The sequence below is a fragment of the Pseudomonas sp. B2M1-30 genome, from assembly GCF_025447575.1.
Classification (GTDB): Bacteria; Pseudomonadota; Gammaproteobacteria; order Pseudomonadales; family Pseudomonadaceae; genus Aquipseudomonas; species Aquipseudomonas botevensis.
In genome coordinates, this window is the sequence record NZ_JAOEJT010000002.1 from 242,390 (window position 1) to 261,418 (window position 19,029).

15 protein-coding genes, 3 tRNA genes and 1 pseudogene are annotated in these 19,029 nt (G+C 55.6%); 13 read left to right on the forward strand and 6 right to left on the reverse strand.

All coding sequences use genetic code 11. The features are described from left to right. Window positions 1–125 precede the first annotated feature (125 nt). Complete coding sequence (locus N8H74_RS04730) at window positions 126–1,136, forward strand: hypothetical protein (protein ID WP_262146703.1); 1,011 nt, start codon at window positions 126–128, stop codon at window positions 1,134–1,136. 59 nt (window positions 1,137–1,195) lie between these two features. Here the strand turns inward: N8H74_RS04730 and N8H74_RS04735 are convergent, their stop codons facing one another. After that, a complete protein-coding gene (locus tag N8H74_RS04735) occupies window positions 1,196–2,272 on the reverse strand; it encodes a 3-deoxy-7-phosphoheptulonate synthase (RefSeq protein ID WP_262146431.1) in 1,077 nt (358 codons plus the stop codon). 673 nt (window positions 2,273–2,945) lie between these two features. Here N8H74_RS04735 and N8H74_RS04740 point away from each other — a divergent pair. The 7 genes from N8H74_RS04740 (at window position 2,946) to N8H74_RS04770 (ending at window position 7,117) form a co-directional block, all read left to right on the forward strand. Beyond that, window positions 2,946–3,389 carry a GNAT family N-acetyltransferase gene (locus N8H74_RS04740; protein WP_262146432.1) on the forward strand — a complete coding sequence of 148 codons (444 nt, stop codon included), beginning with the start codon at window positions 2,946–2,948 and terminating at the stop codon, window positions 3,387–3,389. Between the two features lie 127 nt (window positions 3,390–3,516). Then, a complete protein-coding gene (gene uvrY, locus N8H74_RS04745) occupies window positions 3,517–4,158 on the forward strand; it encodes a UvrY/SirA/GacA family response regulator transcription factor (protein ID WP_032829778.1) in 642 nt (213 codons plus the stop codon). A gap of 2 nt (window positions 4,159–4,160) precedes the next feature. Continuing rightward, on the forward strand, window positions 4,161–5,984 hold the full coding sequence (gene uvrC, locus N8H74_RS04750; RefSeq protein ID WP_217829790.1) for an excinuclease ABC subunit UvrC: 1,824 nt from the start codon (window positions 4,161–4,163) through the stop codon (window positions 5,982–5,984). A 32-nt stretch (window positions 5,985–6,016) separates the two neighbouring features. Further along, entirely contained in the window at window positions 6,017–6,577 is a 561-nt protein-coding gene (gene pgsA / locus N8H74_RS04755; RefSeq protein WP_217829791.1) for a CDP-diacylglycerol--glycerol-3-phosphate 3-phosphatidyltransferase, read from the forward strand. Window positions 6,578–6,639: 62 nt separating this feature from the next. Continuing rightward, window positions 6,640–6,715, forward strand: a tRNA-Gly gene (locus tag N8H74_RS04760). Between the two features lie 46 nt (window positions 6,716–6,761). Next, window positions 6,762–6,835: transfer RNA gene (locus N8H74_RS04765), tRNA-Cys, on the forward strand. A 195-nt stretch (window positions 6,836–7,030) separates the two neighbouring features. Continuing rightward, window positions 7,031–7,117, forward strand: a tRNA-Leu gene (locus tag N8H74_RS04770). 93 nt (window positions 7,118–7,210) lie between these two features. On the opposite strand, the pseudogene N8H74_RS04775 reads toward N8H74_RS04770, so the two are convergent. Continuing rightward, window positions 7,211–7,992 (reverse strand): annotated as a pseudogene (locus N8H74_RS04775) (tyrosine-type recombinase/integrase); the annotation flags it as partial. 407 nt (window positions 7,993–8,399) lie between these two features. Here N8H74_RS04775 and N8H74_RS04780 point away from each other — a divergent pair. From N8H74_RS04780 to N8H74_RS04795, 4 genes are all read left to right on the forward strand, one after another. Continuing rightward, window positions 8,400–8,615: a hypothetical protein gene (locus tag N8H74_RS04780; protein WP_225929859.1), complete on the forward strand. Its 216-nt coding sequence runs from the start codon at window positions 8,400–8,402 to the stop codon at window positions 8,613–8,615. 147 nt (window positions 8,616–8,762) lie between these two features. Then, window positions 8,763–9,278, forward strand: a complete 516-nt coding sequence (locus N8H74_RS04785) for a sigma-70 family RNA polymerase sigma factor (protein ID WP_217829792.1) — start codon at window positions 8,763–8,765, stop codon at window positions 9,276–9,278. Continuing rightward, a complete protein-coding gene (locus tag N8H74_RS04790; protein WP_217829793.1) occupies window positions 9,265–10,245 on the forward strand; it encodes a FecR domain-containing protein in 981 nt (326 codons plus the stop codon). Before N8H74_RS04785 ends, N8H74_RS04790 begins: the two co-directional genes overlap by 14 nt. Before the next feature lie 111 nt (window positions 10,246–10,356). After that, complete coding sequence (locus N8H74_RS04795; RefSeq protein ID WP_217829794.1) at window positions 10,357–12,747, forward strand: TonB-dependent siderophore receptor; 2,391 nt, start codon at window positions 10,357–10,359, stop codon at window positions 12,745–12,747. 228 nt (window positions 12,748–12,975) lie between these two features. Here the strand turns inward: N8H74_RS04795 and N8H74_RS04800 are convergent, their stop codons facing one another. After that, window positions 12,976–13,377, reverse strand: coding sequence for a hypothetical protein (locus N8H74_RS04800; protein ID WP_217829795.1), 402 nt, complete (start codon window positions 13,375–13,377; stop codon window positions 12,976–12,978). A gap of 259 nt (window positions 13,378–13,636) precedes the next feature. Continuing rightward, complete coding sequence (locus N8H74_RS04805; protein ID WP_217829796.1) at window positions 13,637–14,530, reverse strand: LysR family transcriptional regulator; 894 nt, start codon at window positions 14,528–14,530, stop codon at window positions 13,637–13,639. A gap of 94 nt (window positions 14,531–14,624) precedes the next feature. On the opposite strand from N8H74_RS04805, the gene N8H74_RS04810 reads away from it, so the two are divergent. After that, a complete protein-coding gene (locus N8H74_RS04810; protein WP_217829797.1) occupies window positions 14,625–15,791 on the forward strand; it encodes an MFS transporter in 1,167 nt (388 codons plus the stop codon). Between the two features lie 897 nt (window positions 15,792–16,688). Here N8H74_RS04810 and N8H74_RS04820 read toward each other — a convergent pair. Further along, window positions 16,689–17,438: an SDR family NAD(P)-dependent oxidoreductase gene (locus tag N8H74_RS04820; protein ID WP_262146433.1), complete on the reverse strand. Its 750-nt coding sequence runs from the start codon at window positions 17,436–17,438 to the stop codon at window positions 16,689–16,691. A 29-nt stretch (window positions 17,439–17,467) separates the two neighbouring features. Then, on the reverse strand, window positions 17,468–18,676 hold the full coding sequence (locus N8H74_RS04825) for an MFS transporter (RefSeq protein ID WP_262146434.1): 1,209 nt from the start codon (window positions 18,674–18,676) through the stop codon (window positions 17,468–17,470). Window positions 18,677–19,029 lie beyond the last annotated feature (353 nt).

A 19,029-nucleotide genomic window follows, 5' to 3' on the forward strand; every position in this document is an offset into this window, starting at 1 on the left:
TGTCATCACAATGGACCGGTGCCGCTCCGCCGACGGGAGCAGGCCATCTCAGTCTTAAAATCGACGAGAACTCGCTGGAGCTTTGTTATGGCCCGGGCCAGCTCGCCAGTGCTGACCCGGTCGGCATGCTGGAAGCGCCAAGGCTCGACTCGGTCGATGGCGCGGTGCTCGATCCGGCGCTGTCGAGAGGCATTGTCCGGGTCGCGCCTTATCCAGGCATGGCGTGCGGCGACAAACTGATATTGAGGTGGGATGGACTGGATTTGGAGGGATATGCCTACCAGCATGAAATTGTCCGCTTCGTCAGTGAGGGACAGGTGGGCAAGGAAGTGGTGTTCGTGGTCAAGGGCATGCACATCGCGGCGCTGGACGGCGGTTCGCTGGACGTTTACTGGATGCTCATCAGCGCCGCGCGGGCTGAGCCGCTGTCTTCTGCCCGGCTGCAACTGAGCGTGGGTGATTCGGCGCTCCGGTTGCTGGCCCCGCATGTGGAGGAATCGGCGGGGGAGGTGCTGGATCCGGATCGGGTGTCGCACGGCGTATCCGTCACCCTCCAGCCCTACGCGCGAATGACCGCCGGAGACCGGATTTTGCTGTCGTGGCAAGGTGCGACGACGGCCACTGAATACAGCGACGCCTTGCTCGTCGAATCTTTTTCCGTTGGCGAGAACCTGTCGTTCTGGGTGGCGCCTGAGACCGTGACGGCCCACATCGGCGACAAAGTGACGGTGCGCTACCGGGTTCTGCAAGCAAGTGGGGCGACTCGGGACTCCGAGCCGACACGCATTGTGTTTGCTGCATTGAATCGAGGGGTTCTGGACGCTCCCGATGTCCTCGAGGCCGAGGATGGCGTGCTGGACGTGGAGGACTCGATCGACGGAATTACCGTGGTCGTCGGCAATGCCCAGGTGCAGGAAGGGGAGTTGGTGTACCTCAAGTGCGATGGCGAACTGTTCAATCACCGTGACGACCGGGAGATCACCCGGGATATGGCCGGGCAGCCACTGGTGTTCATCGTGCCTCATCGATTCTGGCGTGAACATGCAGGCCTGACGGTACGCGTGGCGTACTCCGTGGAGCATCTGGACGATGTCAGTCAGGAGTCCGCCGTCACTGAGGTGCGTGTCGAGCGTTAACGCTCTATGCGAGTCCATCCTTCCGGTGGGTGCGGATCGCCGGAAGGATGGTTTTGCCGTCAGGCCCGAGCCTGTGCGCGAAGGCGTTCGGCGGCGTCCCGCAGCAAGCGTTCGGTTGCGTCGAAGCCGAGACAGCCATCGGTCACCGAAACGCCGTAGCGCAGTGGCGGGTTCAAAGGCTGGCAGCCTTCGAACAGGTGCGATTCGATCATCATGCCGATCAGCGAGCGGTTGCCTTGCAGGCGTTGTTCAAGCACATCGTTGAACACCGCTGGTTGGCGTGATGGGTCCTTGCCGCTGTTGGCATGGCTGCAATCGACCATGATCCGGTCCGGAATCTTCAAACGGTCGAGTTCGGCGTTGATCCGGGCCACGCTCTTACGATCGTAGTTCGGCCCCTGATGACCGCCTCGCAGCACCAGATGGGTATCCGCATTGCCGGCTGTCTGAATGATGGCTGGGTGGCCCTGGCTGTCCACGCCGAAGTGCCGGTGCGGATGAGAGGCCGAGCGCATGGCGTCGACCGCAATGGCCACACCCCCATCGGTGCCGTTCTTGAAGCCGACGGGCATGCCCAGGCCACTCGCCATTTCGCGGTGAATCTGCGATTCGGTGGTGCGGGCGCCGATAGCCACCCAACTGAGCAGATCATCGAAGTAACCGGCGGCCATGGGTTGAAGCAATTCAGTAGCCACGGGCAGGCCGAGGCGGATCATGGCCAGCATTAGCTCGCGGGACAGGGTCAGGCCACCAGCCATGTCGTCGCTGCCATCGAGATGCGGGTCATAGGCCAGACCTTTCCAGCCGACCGTGGTACGCGGTTTTTCGACGTAGGCGCGCATCACCAGCAACATTTCGTCGCTGACGTCTCTGGCGAGTCGGGCAAGTTTGTCGGCGTATTCGATGGCCGATTGCGGGTCGTGGATCGAGCAAGGGCCGACGATCACCAGCATGCGCTGATCTTCACCGTTGAGAATCGCGCGAACCGCCTGGCGGTGAGCCGCGATCTGCTGGGTCAGCAAATGACTCAGGGGCAATTGCTGCTTGAGTTGCAACGAGCTGGGCAGACGCAGGGTCAGTGCTTCGTTGGCAGGGGAAATAGTGGACAGCGGCAGAGCAGAAACAGACGAATTCATAAGGATCTTCCTGGGCTGGCGGCGGGTGCTTCCCGCTCGCTCGGCCCTACTGGGGTGTTCGACAATTGGCCGTATTGGCTACGTGTGTGTGCTTGCCACCTGTGGGTGACCGATCGGAGGCGGCAGGCTGTCCCGAGCGGAGGCTGGTAAATCGCCAGGCGGTAAAACTGTCGTAACGGTAATAAGTGGCGTAGTTCATGTCGTGATTCCTCAAAGTGTCTGGTGTGTTGCTGAAAAAATGTACAGCCTGAAAAAACAAAACCCCCGGTCGGGGAGGCCGACCGGGGGTTGAGAATTCTCTGGTGGGCGTCCCGTTGTCATGGGCGCCGTTTGGGTATCAGGCGCGCCAGTGGCTAAACCAATACCCAAAATAAAAGCTGACCGGAGCGCAAACGTCAGTCGCCCGGGCAGCCGAAACCGAGCGCAGGGCGCTGGCGGTACGAAGCTGTGAAGGGGCGTTGAACATGGTCTGTCTCCGATGAATGCGCCGAGCTTACTAGAGGCAACTGCGCGTCAGCAATCAGAAAATGCTATCGAATGTGCAAGAGAGCATCTATCGATCGACTGCGCGCAAGGTTGTGACACACTCTGAAGTGTACTTAGCTCCATGAGGAAAACCTGTCAGTAATGGCAGGCACCGAATCTGGACGATCAAGAACAGGACAAGGTTTGAATGACATTCCAGTTACGCCGGGCAACGCCAGCCGACCTGCCGTTCGCTCGAGAGCTCACTTGCCGGAACATGCTGCGCTACTACATTCACTATGATCTGCTTTGGCAGGACGACGGGTTCGATCTGGCCTGGTCCGGCCGCGACAATTGGCTGATTTTTCGCAGCGAGGCGCTTTGCGGCTTCTTCAGCCTGAGTCGGGATGCACGAGCGTTGTACATCCGCGAGTTGCAGATGGATGAAGCGTTTCAGCGCCAGGGGGCTGGAAGTTGGGCGATCGATCAGGTTATTGCCGTGGCTCGTCATGAGAAGCGTCCGGCGTTGCGTCTGACGGTGTTCAAGAACAACCCGGCGCAAAAACTGTATCTGAGCAAAGGGCTGGTGGTGCAGGGTGAGGATGAGTGTTTCCTGCGCATGCAGCTGGATTTCAGTACAGGTGTTCTCTGAAACGCACGGCCGGCAAGCCTTCGATGATGAATTGAAACTTTTTATATGCGGCTTTCCGCTAGGTCTGCCCGGCACTTTTTGCTAAGGTGTCCGGCATCCCAATAAGACCATATCGCGAGGTGTCTGCTTGATTAGGGTGCTAGTGGTCGATGACCATGATCTCGTTCGTACAGGCATTACACGTATGCTGGCCGATATCGATGGCCTGCAAGTGGTTGGCCAGGCCGAGTCCGGGGAAGAATCCCTGATCAAGGCTCGTGAGCTGAAGCCCGACGTAGTGCTGATGGACGTCAAGATGCCTGGCATCGGCGGCCTGGAAGCCACGCGCAAATTGCTGCGCAGCCATCCCGACATCAAAGTGGTTGCCGTTACCGTGTGTGAGGAAGATCCTTTTCCTACACGGTTGTTGCAGGCTGGCGCCGCCGGGTATCTGACCAAGGGCGCGGGACTTCCGGAAATGGTTCAGGCGATTCGCCTGGTGTTCGCCGGTCAGCGCTATATCAGCCCGCAAATCGCCCAGCAACTGGCGATCAAATCCTTCCAGCCAACCAACGATTCGCCGTTCGATGCCTTGTCCGAACGGGAAATCCAGATCGCGTTGATGATTGTCGGCTGTCAGAAGGTGCAGATCATTTCCGACAAATTGTGCCTGTCGCCAAAGACCGTCAACACTTACCGTTACCGCATTTTCGAGAAGCTCTCGATCAGCAGCGATGTCGAGTTGACGTTGTTGGCGGTTCGCCACGGCATGGTTGATGCCAGTCTCTGACCATGACCGAAACATTTGACTCCGGCGCCTTCCTGTCGACCGTCAGCGGGCGCCCCGGCGTATATCGCATGTTCGACGGCGAGGCGCGTCTGCTGTACGTGGGCAAGGCCAAGAACCTCAAGAAGCGTCTGGCCAGCTATTTTCGCAAGACCGGTCTGGCCCCGAAAACCGCCGCGCTGGTCGGTCGGATCGCCCAGGTCGAAACGACCATCACCGCCAACGAAACCGAAGCGCTGCTGCTTGAACAGACCCTGATCAAGGAGTGGCGGCCGCCGTACAACATCCTGTTGCGCGACGACAAATCCTATCCCTATGTGTTTTTGTCTGACGGACAGTTCCCGCGCCTGAGCATCCATCGCGGCGCCAAGAAGGCCAAGGGCAAGTATTTCGGCCCTTATCCGAGCGCGGGAGCGATTCGCGAAAGCCTCAGCCTGCTGCAAAAGACTTTTTTCGTACGTCAGTGCGAGGACAGTTACTACAAAAACCGCACCCGACCCTGTCTGCAATATCAGATCAAACGCTGCAAGGCGCCTTGTGTCGGCCTGGTCGAGCCTGAGGTCTACGCCGAGGATGTACGTCACTCGGTCATGTTCCTCGAAGGGCGCAGCCATGCGCTGACCAACGAACTCTCCACCGCGATGGAAGAGGCGGCGATCAATCTCGAATTCGAGCGCGCCGCCGAGTTGCGCGATCAGGTTGCGCTGCTGCGCCGGGTTCAGGATCAGCAGAGCATGGAGGGCGGTACGGGCGATATCGACGTCATCGCAGCCTTCGTCAATCCAGGGGGCGCGTGTGTTCATCTGATCAGCGTGCGTGGCGGGCGCGTGCTCGGCAGCAAGAACTTCTTCCCTCAGGTCGGGATCGAGGAGGAAGTGGGCGAAGTCATGGCTGCGTTTTTGGGCCAGTATTTCATCAGCAGTCCCGAGCGCGATTTGCCGAGCGAGCTGATCGTCAACGTGGTTCATGAAGACTTCCCTGCGCTGATCGAAGCAATCCAGGAACTGCGCGGGCGCGAATTGACCATCAGCCATCGCGTGCGGGGTACTCGAGCGCGATGGCAGCAACTGGCCGTGACCAATGCCGAACAGGCGCTGGGAGCAAGGCTTGCCAACCGGCAACATGTTGCGGCGCGTTTCGACGCACTGGCCGAAGTATTGAATCTGGATGAACCGCCGCAGCGTCTTGAGTGCTATGACATCAGTCACTCCAGCGGTGAGGCGACGGTGGCGTCCTGCGTGGTGTTCGGCCCGGAAGGCGCGATCAAATCGGATTACCGGCGCTATAACATCGAGGGCGTGACAGCGGGTGACGACTATGCCGCCATGCATCAGGCCCTGACCCGACGCTTCAGCAAGCTGAAGGAGGGCGAGGGCAAGTTGCCGGATATTCTGTTGGTGGACGGTGGCAAGGGGCAGTTGTCGATGGCTCGCGATGTACTGAACGAACTGGCGGTGCCGGATTTGATTCTGCTCGGCGTGGCAAAGGGGGCAACACGCAAGGCCGGGTTCGAAACGTTGTATCTAAATGATGCAGCGCACGAGTTCACTTTGCGGGGTGATTCACCTGCCTTGCACCTGATCCAGCAGATTCGCGATGAAGCCCACCGGTTCGCAATCACTGGCCACCGCGCGCGTCGCGGTAAAACCCGGCGTACGTCAACGCTGGAAGGGGTCGCCGGAGTAGGTCCGACCCGTCGCCGGGATCTGCTGAAACATTTTGGTGGATTGCAGGAGCTGTCTCGTGCAAGCATCGAAGAGATCGCCAAAGCCCCGGGGATCAGTAAAAAGCTCGCAGAGTCGATTTATGCAAACCTGCATAGTGAGTAGAATGCCCATTCACCTCGTAGCCAGTTGTGCCGATGAATATCCCTAATCTGATTACCGTTCTCCGCGTCCTGCTCATCCCGATTTTCATTTTGCTGTTCTACCTGCCTTACCAATGGAGTTACCTTGCCTCGGCTTCGGTATTTGCCTTTGCTGCGGCGACCGACTGGCTCGATGGCTATCTGGCGCGCCGCCTGGAGCAAAGTACGCCGTTTGGAGCGTTTCTCGATCCGGTCGCCGACAAACTGATGGTCGCCGTCGCCCTGGTGCTGCTGGTGCAGGAGCATGGCAATCTTTGGCTTACGCTGCCGGCAGCGGTCATCATCGGTCGCGAGATCGTTGTTTCAGCCTTGCGTGAGTGGATGGCCGAACTCGGAGCCCGAGCCCATGTGGCCGTGTCCAACCTCGGCAAATGGAAAACCGCCGCGCAAATGCTCGCGCTGGTGATCCTGCTGGCCAATCCGAAGGATTTCAGCTTCTGGGTTTTCATCGGCTATGCGCTGCTGATGGTTTCCGCAGGCCTGACTTTGTGGTCGATGGTCCAGTACCTTCGGGCTGCCTGGCCACATCTGAAGACCGATGTTGAAAAGAAATAAAACTTTTTTGAATCAAAGGGTTGACGGGGCTTCTTAATTCTATAGAATGCGCCCCACACCAAGCGGGAATAGCTCAGTTGGTAGAGCACGACCTTGCCAAGGTCGGGGTCGCGAGTTCGAGTCTCGTTTCCCGCTCCAATTTGTACACGTTCGTTGTCGTGCTACTAGATAGCGAATGTTTTGAGGCCGAGTAGCAAAATGGTTATGCAGTGGATTGCAAATCCACCTACGCCGGTTCGATTCCGACCTCGGCCTCCACTATAAACAAGCTCCGTAGATCCATGATTTACGGAGCTTTTTTATTTCTATCTCGCTGCAAGATTTAGTCTCTAAATCGACCGCCGCGAACTTGCTTCACAGGGAAGTGATGTATATATTTCCCCCTCGGTTGCTTGAGCGCCAATCCTGTCAGGATCGTGAATGAGCAGCGGAGAATCGCTACACCGCGCTACCGCCCGAATGGCGAAACTGGTAGACGCATGGGACTTAAAATCCCCCGCTCGTAAGGGCGTGCCGGTTCGATTCCGGCTTCGGGCACCATGAATATCAAGGGCTTGCATGAGATACCTCATGCAAGCCCTTAGTTCTTTTTTCCGCAATCAAAAAGTCTTTTCCGCAATTCGTGACCGTCAGTCACTTCGTAGGGGTAACCTTCAGACCCTTGCGCATTCGGATGTACTGTTCTGTCATCCCGACGGCTGTATGTCCTAGCTGATCCCGAGCTTCTCGGATGCTCCCTGTTGACTCCTCCTTATCCGTCGCCGCTTTTGCTCTTAGGTCGCGCATCTGAAATTCTGCTTTTGGAATCCCGGCTGCTTCCCTAGAGTCATCAAACCGTTTTCTGAGCATGCTGGTCGTCATTGGCTGTCCAGAGTCGATTACTACCAGGTGTGTTGATCTGATTTTGTGTCCAGCCTTTCGTGTCACGATTCGATCGATACGACTTTGAGTTCACCAATGATCTCGATCCTTCGTTTAGCCCCAGTCTTGCCTTGCTGAACGGAGAGCTTCCCGTCTTTTATGTCTCGCTCATCCATCTTCAATGTGTCTGCGATCCTCTGACCTGTTGGGTAGAGCAGGTCCAAAGCGTCTCTCAATGGCTGATCGGCATGCTGATAGGCGCTGGCAAGTACGTCGTCTTCAATATATATCGCGACCGGTTTCTTTATTGCCTTTCACGCCCGAGCAAGGATTTGCCAAGGATGTATAGCCATTCTCGCGAGCAAAGTTCCAGATGGAGCTGAGTAATGCCTTCTCCCGATTCGCGCGAATAGGTGCTGTCTTGCCACGATGGCGAAGGTACTGGCTGACATGTTTCGGTTCGATAGCTTCTAGAGGCGCGGGCGAGTCGTTGAAGAATAGAAGCGGCTTTTCAGTTCGCGCGCGTTGTCCTTTTGGGTGGCGTGGGCTTTTGATCATCTGTCGCGATGACGACTGGAAAACCACCAAGCCCAACGGCGATGCGTGCAGCCCCTTATGGCGGTGGCACCGGCGAGTGGGCTGACATCGATGACGTGCGGGTGATGAAGTGGCTCGCGCATTCACCGACATTCGCCAGCCGTTCACCGTGCGTAAGCCACACATTCACCGGATGGCATTAAAACGGTCTTGCTGCCACCAGAATCGACCTGTAAAAAGTGGCCATCTTCGATGGGTGCGACCGCCAAGCGCGGCAGGCCACCCACCACCTGACCCGGCCATAGCGCCGGGTCTTTTTGTTTAAGGGGCAGGGCAGTGACGAACGAACAACAGGCGCTGGCAGAGATGCCGATCTGGTTGGCGTTTGCCCTGGCAGAGATGGAGTTTCGCAAGGGGAGAGCTGGTGGAAGTCAGCTTTGTGCAGAAGGCCGCGTATGAAACGGCCCGCTCCCTCAACCAGTCGCTGATGAGCATGTCGCCGCAATTGGCACCACAGCTCGCTGCTCTGTCTGATCCATGGGAAGTGGAGCGGCAATTAACCGCTGCATTGCGGCAGCGACTTAATGAAGCGGCTCAAGTATCCAGCGACGACTTTGGATTTGCACTGGACGTGTGCTAACGAATGCGCTGATTGGAGTTCATTCGGCTGACAGGCTCACCTCTGTCAGCTTTCGGAAGAAGGGACGCTGAGAACCACGTATTTGCCTGAGGCCTGTTGCATGGGTAGAATGCGATTCATTATCAATTGTGTACTGCCGGGACGCCGATGCGCAGCGACGAAACACTAGGTACTGCAGATTTAGGGCTGCTCTATCGCACCCACCACTCGTGGTTACAAGGTTGGCTGATCCGACGCATCGGTTGTCGCGATAACGCAGCAGATCTGGCGCAAGACACCTTCGTACGTCTGCTCAAATCCCGTCAGTCCAGTCCCTTGCGCGAACCCCGTGCCTATCTGAGCAGTATCGCCCGTGGACTGATGATTGATCAGTATCGTCGTCGCGAGCTCGAACGTGCCTACTTGGAAAGCGTCGCGTTGCTACCTCAACATGAGGTTCCCTCGGAAGAAAGCCGGCTGATGATTCTTGATGCGCTCGAGCGCATAGACCGCATGCTCAATAAGCTTAAACCGAGAGTTCGCCAGGCGTTTTTGTTTGCTCGGTTAGACGGTCTAACGTGCGGGCAAATAGCCGAAAAGCTGGGTGTTTCCCGCGCGACGATTGAACGCGACCTGACCACGGCCCTGCAACACTGCTATCGCTTGCGTTATGTCGAGGCCTGAGCCGCAGGCGCTGGATCCGGCCATTGTTGAACAGGCGATCCAATGGCTGGTGCGCCTTCGCTTCAATCAAGCCGATGAACAAACACAGCGCACTTTTGAGCACTGGCTGCAGCAGCACCCAGAGCATGTGTTGGCGTGGCTGCGTGTGGAAACGCTTGGGGATGAATTTGCCGGCGTACCCGCTCAACTGGCGCGACAAACCCTTAATGGCACCCATCAGGGAATGCGGCGGCGGGACAGCCTGAAGCTACTGGGCATATTGGCTACTGTTGGCACGGCAGCCTGGCTTGTCCGGGATTACACACCTGTACCCGCCATGCTTGCGCAGCAGCGCAGCAGTACCGGCGAGCAACGACGCTTCCAACTCGATGATGGCAGCCTTATTCAGCTCAATAGCGATAGCTCCGTCGACAGCGATTTCGACGCCCAGCGACGCCTGATCATCCTGCGACGTGGTGAAATCATCGTGAATGTCGGCGCCGATCAACACTCGCCGCAAGCACGACCGTTCTGGGTGCAATCACGTGACGGGATCATGCGCGCTCACAGTTCCCGCTTTCTGGCACGCGAGCTGGACGATGGCACGCTGGTCGCGGCTCAGGAAGGATCAGTCACGGTGTTCCCCGGTGCCAGTCAAACTGATGCGAGCCGCACCGTCCAGGCAGGAAATCAGCTGCTGTTCACATCAAGTAGCGCCCGAACGTTCAGCGACAACGGCCTCGATCTGTGGAGCTGGGGTGACGGAGTGATCAGTGCGCGCAATATGCGCCTCAAGGATTTCATCGTGGAGTTGTCGCGTTATCGCCCCGGGGTATTGCGTTGCGCCGAAGAGGTCGCGGATCGCCGCGTTTCCGGCACCTTCCAGCTCGCCGACAACGATCAGGTCCTGGCATTGATCGCGCAGTCACTGCGCTTGCACATTGATTACCGAACCCGTTACTGGGTGACCGTGACCGCTGCTACCTGAGGCCATCAAAACCACATAAAAAATAATGAGGTGGTTTCTCATTCTCGTTCGACCTCTAAGGAAGGCCGGAATACAGGCCAGTTTGCCGATGTCCTTTCTTGGAGCGAGAAAATGAGTTCGTCCCCGGTTTCACAGCGCCATCCATTAAATCGTGCCTTGCAGGGTGCGATGTTGGGTTTGATCGTGAGCAGCTACGCATTGCCGTCGCTGGCGCAAACGTCGAGCGCTGACCACAGCAATCAAGTCAAGCAGTGGGACATCGCTCCCGGCCCACTGGCGCCGGCGCTTGATCGCTTTGCGCGCGAGGCCGGCATCAGTCTTTCCTTCGACGCGTCGAGTGTCGCGAACCGCACCACCGCTGGCGTGAATGGCTCGCTCGATACGTCGGCAGCGCTGTCATCGTTGCTGCAGGGGAGCCAATTGCAGATCGAACAACAAGGCCTGAATGCTTATCTGCTGGTTCCTCAAGCAAAAACCGCTGGCCCGCTGGAACTCGACGCAACGGATGTCGAGGACTACCGCCTTGCCCCCCTCATCATCAATGCCAAGGTCAGGGTCAGTGCCGACGACGACGCCAACTCGGTGGTCGCCAAGGAACTCTGGGTCGGCGGCAAGGTAGCAACCAGCATTCTCAACACACCGGCATCGGTATCAGTTGTTACCAACAAGGAAATGCAACAGCGCAGCGTCAGCACCACAGAGGAGGCGCTGCAATACACGCCAGGCGTGGTTACTGACTTCTATGGTACGGATGACCGCAACGACTACTTCCAGATCCGCGGCTTCCAGGCCACAACCTACCGTGACGGCTTGACCCTGAGTTCGATGCGCGGCGTACGCGAAGATCCATTCGCTTATGAGCGCATCGAGATTCTGCGTGGCGCCAACTCCACCCTGTTTGGCCCGGCGGACCCTGGCGGCTCGGTAAACTTCGTGACCAAACAGCCACGCTTCGAGCAGTTTGGCCAAGGCTATGTGACCTACGGTTCGTTTGACCATGTCGAGACAGGCATCGATGTGGGGGACGCGCTGAATGACGAGAAAACCCTGGCTGGCCGCTTTACTGCCAAAGGGCAAAACAGTGACCGCGAGTACGACCACTCGCAGGACGATAACCAGTTGTTTATGGGTGGCCTCACCTGGGCACCGACGGATTACACGTCAGCTACGATGATTCTGGACTACCTGAAAACCGAAAGTTCGCCCAACAGTGGCGGTTATCCGCTGGACAAGGAATACGACCGCAGCAAGTTTTATGGTGAGCCCAGCTACAACTTTCACGATGTTGAGCGCACCAGTCTCAGCGGTAACGTCACCCATGACTTCGACAACGGCTTCGTGCTGCGCAGCAATCTGCGTTACAGCAAGTTGACCGATGATTTTGGCTACGTTTACCTCAGCGACAGCGCCGCACGTGTCGGTACTACCGTTGACCGCTATCTGTTTGGAACGGACACCGAAGCCGACCAGTTCAACGGCAATCTGATGCTGCAATACGATGCCCGCTTCGAGAACATCGACAGCAGCAGTCTGGTGGGCGTGGAGTACCTCGATTCGACCACCAAGGAAAGCTCGGTCTACGCCCCGACGACTTCGATTGACATTGTAAACCCCGTGTTTACTGGGGTCTCACGCTCAATCGCGCCGTATGCCATCAACAAGCGAGACGCGACCACCAAGGCCGTATTTCTTCAGCAGAACCTGTCGTTCTACGAGCGTTTCATCGTCACCGCGGGTGTGCGCAACGACTCGATGGATCTGACCAGCAAAGGCTTGCAATCCACTGAGAAAGACACCTTCTCTGAAACCTCCTACCGAGGTGCGTTGACCTATATCGTCAACGATGAGGTGTCCACCTATGTAAGTATGGTGGAATCGGTCTCGCCACCGCAGGTTGGTGTAACACCGCAGACGGGCAGGCAATACGAAGTGGGCGTGAAGTACGCGCCGATGGGGATGGACGCACTGTTCTCCGCAGCCGTTTATGACCTGACCCAGGAAAACGTCACCATCGCCGTGGTGCTGCCGAGCGGCATTATTGAGCAACAGACTGTGGGCGAGTCGCGGGCGCGTGGGCTCGACCTGGAGGCCAAGGCGCAAGTGACGCAGAACCTCAGTCTAATTGGTGGCTATTCCTACATGGAGTCCGAAGTCCTGCGTGGTTCGTTGTACGACGGCAGCTCCCTCAAGGGTAATGAGTTCACCACGGCACCCAAGCATTCGGCTTCGCTCTGGAGCTACTACGACGTGCCCGGCACTGATGTGAGCCTGGGCTTGGGTGCGCGCTATGTCGGCGCTTATTACTTCGATGCAGCCAACACCGGTAAAAGCGATGGCACCACGCTGTTCGACGCCGCCTTCAACTACAAGATAGCCAAGGGCACCGACCTTGCGGTGAACGTCAGCAACCTGCTGGATGAGCAGCACGTGGTCGGCTCCGGCACGGCGAACTTCTACAATCCGGGTCGCGAGATTACCGCCAAATTGAGTTACAACTGGTAAGTCGGCGTGTAAGCCTTTTCCCCACATAGGAAGTGGTGCCCGCTGTACAGCGGGCACCGCCAACCTGGCCATCAAGCGGCGATGCAAAAAGTGAAGGTGTGCGACTTCCATTGTATTGCACCGGCAGATAGGTACTCGCCGGTAGCGCGACATAACAGACATGACATTAGCCTGGTTTCGAGTGCCCGCTTTCGGCCAAAAGCGGTCCTTTAAGGACTCAAGTCGAACCTACTTCGAAAGCCCGTTTGCGCCGTCGTCGACCTCACGCAAAATCCTCTCGAGCTCGGGCCGTGTCCACTTCTCCCAAGGAAATACGTCCCGGTCGTCGTCGCTGTGCCAATACTCGCCTGCATCAAATGCCTGGTAGATAGAGAATGCCGGCAGGGGCATATCCGCGTGCATGGACAAGTCGACGATATCGCTGATGACAGTATTCATCACCTCATCACAGGAATGAAAATCGCGGGAGCCTGTAATAAACAGTCTTGCTACTGAGATCGCCAACTGATTCAAAAGATCGCGACTGTCGATCTGTAGGTGCTCACACATCACACCTAACTCGGTATTTGGAGCACTTTCAATGACCGCAAGTACGTAATTAAGGTTGGCATCACTCAGACCTTTGTTCATGGGATGAAAGTACTCTTCAATTCAGTTACGCGATGGACTCAGGACAAGCTTGTCAGAAAACTTGTTGCCAGATGTGCTGCCGAGCGTCCGCTTTGGTTCGAAAGCTGTCCTTTAGGACAGAAATTTAAGGCTTGGAGACGAACCATCATTGCCAGAGAACACGATTGGTCCAGCAAGGAAAGTCACCTACTGATCGTGCACCCAAAGGCTTTGGTCACTTCAACATGACGAGTACCGTAAATATAACTTTTACCTCCGTTTACATCCGGTGATGTTCCACCAAGAAGTCCACGAACAATCGCACTCGTGCTGGCATTGCTGCCCTACCTACGAACACCGCATGAATCGGTTCCTGGTCCCCGGGGTTCCAGGTTTCCAACAGCGCGACCAGGGCACCGCGCTGTAGATCTTCGCTCACGGTGAACTCACCGATGCGTGCAATTCCGGCGCCGACTCGCGCGAGTTGTGCCAGTGCTTCACCACTGCTGCACTCGATGTTGCCGCTGACTTTCAGGGAAAACTCTTTTCCATCGCGAACGAACGGCCAGTTGGGTTCGGCACGCCGGAAATTAAAGCGCAGGCAGTTGTGCTTTAGCAGGTCTTCCGGTTCCTGGGGGATGCCATGGCGCTGCAGATACTCGGGCGAGGCCACCACTACCTGGCCGGTGTCGCCGATCCGGCGTGCGGTCAGCGGGCTGTCGGGTAGATGGCCAAAACGGATCGCGACGTCGGCCTGTCCACCGAGAATGTCGACCACCTCGTCGCCGAGTGTGAGGTCGACGACGATGTTTGGGTAACGGGCGCTGAATGCTGCGACCAAGGGAACGATGGCCAGCCGGCCATGGCCAAGGGCGGCACTGACGCGCAATCGCCCTTTGGGTACGCCCTGATCGGCGATGGCTTCTTCGACTTCGTCCATGTCGGCGAGGATGCGCCGAGCGCCACGGAGGAATGCTTCGCCTTCGGCAGTGAGGGTGATCGCTCGAGTCGTGCGCAACAACAAGCGGGTGCCAAGACGTTGTTCGGTGCGCGCGATGATCCGACTGACTGCCGAGGGTGTAAGGCCCAGTGCACGCGCCGCAGCTGACAGGCTGCCTTCCTGCGCCACCGTGGTGAACACGCTCATTTCACCCGACCTGCCGTTGAAATCCACTTGTGCCTCCTGCGCAAAGGTGATTGCCAAAAATGCTATCTACCGCTTGAAAAAAGAGGATCGTAGCATCTGCGGCATAGATAAGGAGCCTTCCATGCGTATCAATCCACCACTTGTCGCGCTCGCCATCGGTGCCTTCGGCATCGGCGTAACAGAATTCGCCCCCATGGGCATGTTGCCGGGTATCGCTGCGGACCTAGGCGTTTCCATTCCCGCGGCCGGTTTGCTGGTCAGTGCTTATGCGCTGGGCGTATTGCTCGGTGCACCGCTGATGACCCTGACTACCGGCAGGATTCCACGGCGCTATCTGCTGATCGGGCTGATGGCGATTTTCACCCTAGGTAATCTGATGTCAGCTCTGGCCACGGATTACTACAGCCTGATGGTTGCAAGGGTGGTGACTTCACTGAACCATGGTGCATTTTTTGGCGTCGGCTCCATCGTCGCCGCCAGCGTGGTCGCCCCCGAAAAACGTGCCGGAGCGGTTGCGGCGATGTTCATGGGCCTGACGCTGGCGACCATTGGCGGTGTGCCGCTGGCCGCCTGGTTTGGTGAACTGTTCGGTTGGCGAACCGCGTTCTGGGGGATTACCGGCCTGGGCTTGGTGACCATGGCCGCGTTGTGGTTCGCGCTGCCTGACGTGCGGGCGTCGCAAAGCGTTGGTGTCATGGCGGAAATTCGTGTGCTGGGACGCGGCCCGGTGTTGGCTGCGCTGGCCCTGACCGTAGTCGGCTCGAGCGCCATGTTCACCGTCTTCACCTACATCGCACCGATCCTAAACAGCGAGACCCTTGCGTCTAGCGCCTACATCACTGCCATGCTGATGCTTTACGGTGTCGGGTTGACGCTCGGCAACATGTGGGGTGGCAAGGCTGCTGACCGCTCGATAGATCGCACCCTGATCGTCTCGCTGAGCGTGCTGATTCTGGTCTTGTTGGCGTTCGCCGTGCTGATGCGCTGGCCACTGCCGGCCGCCGTGGCCATCCTGATTTGGGGGATCGCCAGTTTTGCCCTGGTGCCGCCGCTACAGATGCGCGTCATGGAAGCCGCTAAAGACGCGCCCAATCTGGCCTCGGCGGTGAACATCGGAGCCTTCAATTTTGGCAACGCGATTGGTGCAGCGCTGGGCGGAGCAGTGATCAACGTAGGGCTGGGTTATCCGGCGATTTCCCTGGCTGGAGCGGCGATGGCAGGCTTGGGGTTGCTGATGGTGTTGGCTTTGGCCTGGCGTTCCAGAAAGGTTGAAGCACTAGCGGTTTGACGACGATGGCGGGAGAGTGATTTGTTACCCACGAGGCGTGGCGGCAGGTTGTACGTCCCACGCCTGATAACTCAACCTCCAACATCGCTGCGACAGATGCTCCTACATTGCTTCTGCACAACTACCATGCAATCGGTGCTGAAATACATCAGGTCACGAAAAGGTTTTCAGAGAATGGCGTAAAGGATGCTGCTCTCAATGCAAGTAAGGTGATGGAGACATTGGGGACAAATGCGCAAGCGCTAACAGAAGCGATTCTGCGACTACAACAGGTGTAGGAAGTTGCTGTTGAATCTGCGGTTTGGACGATGACCACCAACAATTTTTACACCTTCACTCGCTGCAGCAGAGCCTTATGATTTATTAACGATGCAACTCAAACTGTTGAGTGCCTTTCTCGCATCGGTTTCAGATATGGTTAGTCTAGGGTGCCAGTTGACACTGAGAGATTTTACGTCAACAGAACGCACACCAGTAAAGCTCAGCAGAGAAGTAAACGCCTTCTGCCCATTACCTCGTAGCCATGAATACAAAAAACTTTCTTCATTGCATTTTAGGTAGATCCTCCAAGTTGACGCCCTGGCTAGTTCTAAGCAAAGACACACTTCGCATCCTGCACCATTTTTGGCGTCTCGCACAAATGATGTTACGGCCTCTCTAGCTTCTGAGGCGTAACGCTTTTGATATTTTACAAAAATCACAAATCTAACTTTCATATAACTTCCGCTCGCTGATGGTTTGAGCATGGACTGAGGGGTTTTTATCAGATAAAAAATCGACACTAAAATTTTCCATTCTTACAAGTCACGAGTTTAAACAGCGCACCTCAAGGATCATCACGCGCTAATTAAGTTGCTCGTAGCGCCTTGCTTATTGCAAGGCACCACGACGGGCAATTTACTTTGGATTTATAGTGTTAAAAACCTCGCCATATCTTCCATGCAATTCGGCATCACGATCATTGCGGACACGCTCAATGATAATTTCCCCGTTCTCAGATTCAGACTTCATTAGTGCTTCCATCGTTTCACTAATAAAATCGGCAAGGGGCATGGCTCTAGGATCTTCGCTTTGATGGGGGCCAGTTAATTGGGTTCTGACATACGGAGGCGCCAGCTCTAAAACCTCAACCCCCAAATTTCGCAACTGATAGCGAAGTGATTGAATCCAAGAATGCAAGAAGGCTTTGCTCGCGCAGTAACTTGGAAAATTTGCCCGAGGGACAAAGGCCAGGCTTGATGTGGTTATTATGATGGTGGACTTTCTTTGCTTTAATACTGGCAGCGCAGCATTTACAGTACGAAGAACCCCAAGTATGTTGGTGTTAATTATATCTTCCGCCACGGAAATATCACAATCATCAGTCAAATCCTCCGGTTTCATGATTCCCGCATTTGCAATGAGCACATCAATGTCCGGAAATCTATTCTCGATACTGGAGGAGAGTTTTGCCAACGAATTTTTATCGTTCAAATCCAGTTCAAGTCCTAAGATTTTTGGTCGGGCAAGCTTCATCTCGTTTATTAAATCCAGCTTCCTGCCGGCAACAATCACCGTATTTCCCAGATCATAGAATGATTCGGCAAGCGCTCTCCCAATGCCGCTAGTCCCACCAACAATCAGTATTGTGCTTTCATGCATTTTCATAAGTCAGTTCTCGTTAATATTTTGAGTGTTTAGGCTTCAAGGGAAACTGGTTGCTTCTGATTGCTTACCCACCTCTCGTTTTTTAGCGTTGTCGCAATGCCGATAGCCAAACCGGCAGATAAAAAGCCAAACATGAATACACTTGCGTAGCCAAATTGCTGTGCCAAGCATCCAGCCAAAGGTCCGGTTAATCCATACGCTAGATCTTGAAAGGCAACAAAGCTTCCTATTGCGACGCCCTTCATATCTGCTGGAATACGTTTCAATGCGTCTGACCCCATCGAAGGAAAAACGAGAGAACATCCCATGCCAGTAAATAGCGCGCCGGCGAGCGCATAGATCGGGTTTAAGGAGCTCCATATTAGAACTAGTCCCGATATCTCAACGACTAGTGAAATCAGAGCAACTTTTTTTCCGCCGATACGATCAGGTAATCCACCTAGTAGAACTCTAACTAATACAAAGCCTATTCCGAAAAAACTAATGCCTAGCCCGGCCCACTCCCAGCCTTTGAAATGAAAATAAAGAGGGAAGAAGGCACCTATGACCGCAAAGCCGACGCCTTGCAAACCGACAATTGCCCCATGCTTCCAGATTATTCTTACTGCGTTATACATTGTGTATGACTGAGGTTTATTCAGTACTTTTGGAGCAGCAATAAAACACAACATAAACACCGACACCATTGGCGCTATCGCACATGACAACATTAATGAGCGAAACCCAAAGGAGTCCATAAGCCATATGCCCACAGGTGCTCCCACAGCAAGGGAGGAATATATGCCGGCACCAATAATGGACATGACTAACCCAGTTCTGGAATCGCCCGAAGATAAAATGCACCATGAAAGAATTGCGACAAGAGCGAGGCTTTCACCGACTCCTAATAGAGCTCGCCCTGTAAGCAGGGTAGTAAATTCCAAAATTGGCATACTCACTAAGAGAGAAGAGGCCAAGCAAATAATTGAGGAGGTCGTTAAGACTCCCGCGCCAAGAAATGCAGTTTTCTGAACCCCGTAAGTATCGGAGAATCTACCTGCCCAGCCACGACTAAATATCGTAGCCAGAAAGGGAAGACTTACCACAACGCCCGCGGCTACATCTCCCATTCCTTTGGACTGGGTTATGTATAAGGAAAAAGCTGACATCGACATTGCAATGGCGAGATAGCTGATAAACAGCGCTATCGCCATCCAAATTAGAAAACCGAGATTTTTTTTAATCGATACGCCCGACATGAACATCTACTCGAAGTGAGTGACGTCTAGGTGAACTGTTGGTGCGCGAGAGGAAAAAGTTAACCAATAGCGACCCACAGTAACATAGTAGTCACTGTTGTCGCGTTGGCTAACGGAAACGCTTACGACTGAAGAACATCAGTGCGCGAATACTATTTTTTGGAATAAACCCTGTCAACAACCGTTAATCCATTTTTTACGTTTTGATACAGTCGCCTCCGCGAATGAGGTGGCCACAACGGCTTTTCGGGGCATCCGCAGCAAGATTGGAGGGGAGGCTTTTGCCAAGAGATGACAGCAATATTCAGTCCGTCAAATATAGAAAGCAGCTGGAAACGAGCGACTGCTTCTGG

Coding starts and splice junctions, on each gene's coding strand:
- N8H74_RS04730 (WP_262146703.1), top strand. CDS start 126: ATGCTGGAAGCGCCAAGGCTCGACTCGGTCGATGGCGCGGTGCTCGAT.
- N8H74_RS04735 (WP_262146431.1), bottom strand. CDS start 2,272: ATGAATTCGTCTGTTTCTGCTCTGCCGCTGTCCACTATTTCCCCTGCC.
- N8H74_RS04740 (WP_262146432.1), top strand. CDS start 2,946: ATGACATTCCAGTTACGCCGGGCAACGCCAGCCGACCTGCCGTTCGCT.
- uvrC (WP_217829790.1), top strand. CDS start 4,161: ATGACCGAAACATTTGACTCCGGCGCCTTCCTGTCGACCGTCAGCGGG.
- pgsA (WP_217829791.1), top strand. CDS start 6,017: ATGAATATCCCTAATCTGATTACCGTTCTCCGCGTCCTGCTCATCCCG.
- N8H74_RS04785 (WP_217829792.1), top strand. CDS start 8,763: ATGCGCAGCGACGAAACACTAGGTACTGCAGATTTAGGGCTGCTCTAT.
- N8H74_RS04790 (WP_217829793.1), top strand. CDS start 9,265: ATGTCGAGGCCTGAGCCGCAGGCGCTGGATCCGGCCATTGTTGAACAG.
- N8H74_RS04795 (WP_217829794.1), top strand. CDS start 10,357: ATGAGTTCGTCCCCGGTTTCACAGCGCCATCCATTAAATCGTGCCTTG.
- N8H74_RS04800 (WP_217829795.1), bottom strand. CDS start 13,377: ATGAACAAAGGTCTGAGTGATGCCAACCTTAATTACGTACTTGCGGTC.
- N8H74_RS04810 (WP_217829797.1), top strand. CDS start 14,625: ATGCGTATCAATCCACCACTTGTCGCGCTCGCCATCGGTGCCTTCGGC.
- N8H74_RS04820 (WP_262146433.1), bottom strand. CDS start 17,438: ATGAAAATGCATGAAAGCACAATACTGATTGTTGGTGGGACTAGCGGC.
- N8H74_RS04825 (WP_262146434.1), bottom strand. CDS start 18,676: ATGTCGGGCGTATCGATTAAAAAAAATCTCGGTTTTCTAATTTGGATG.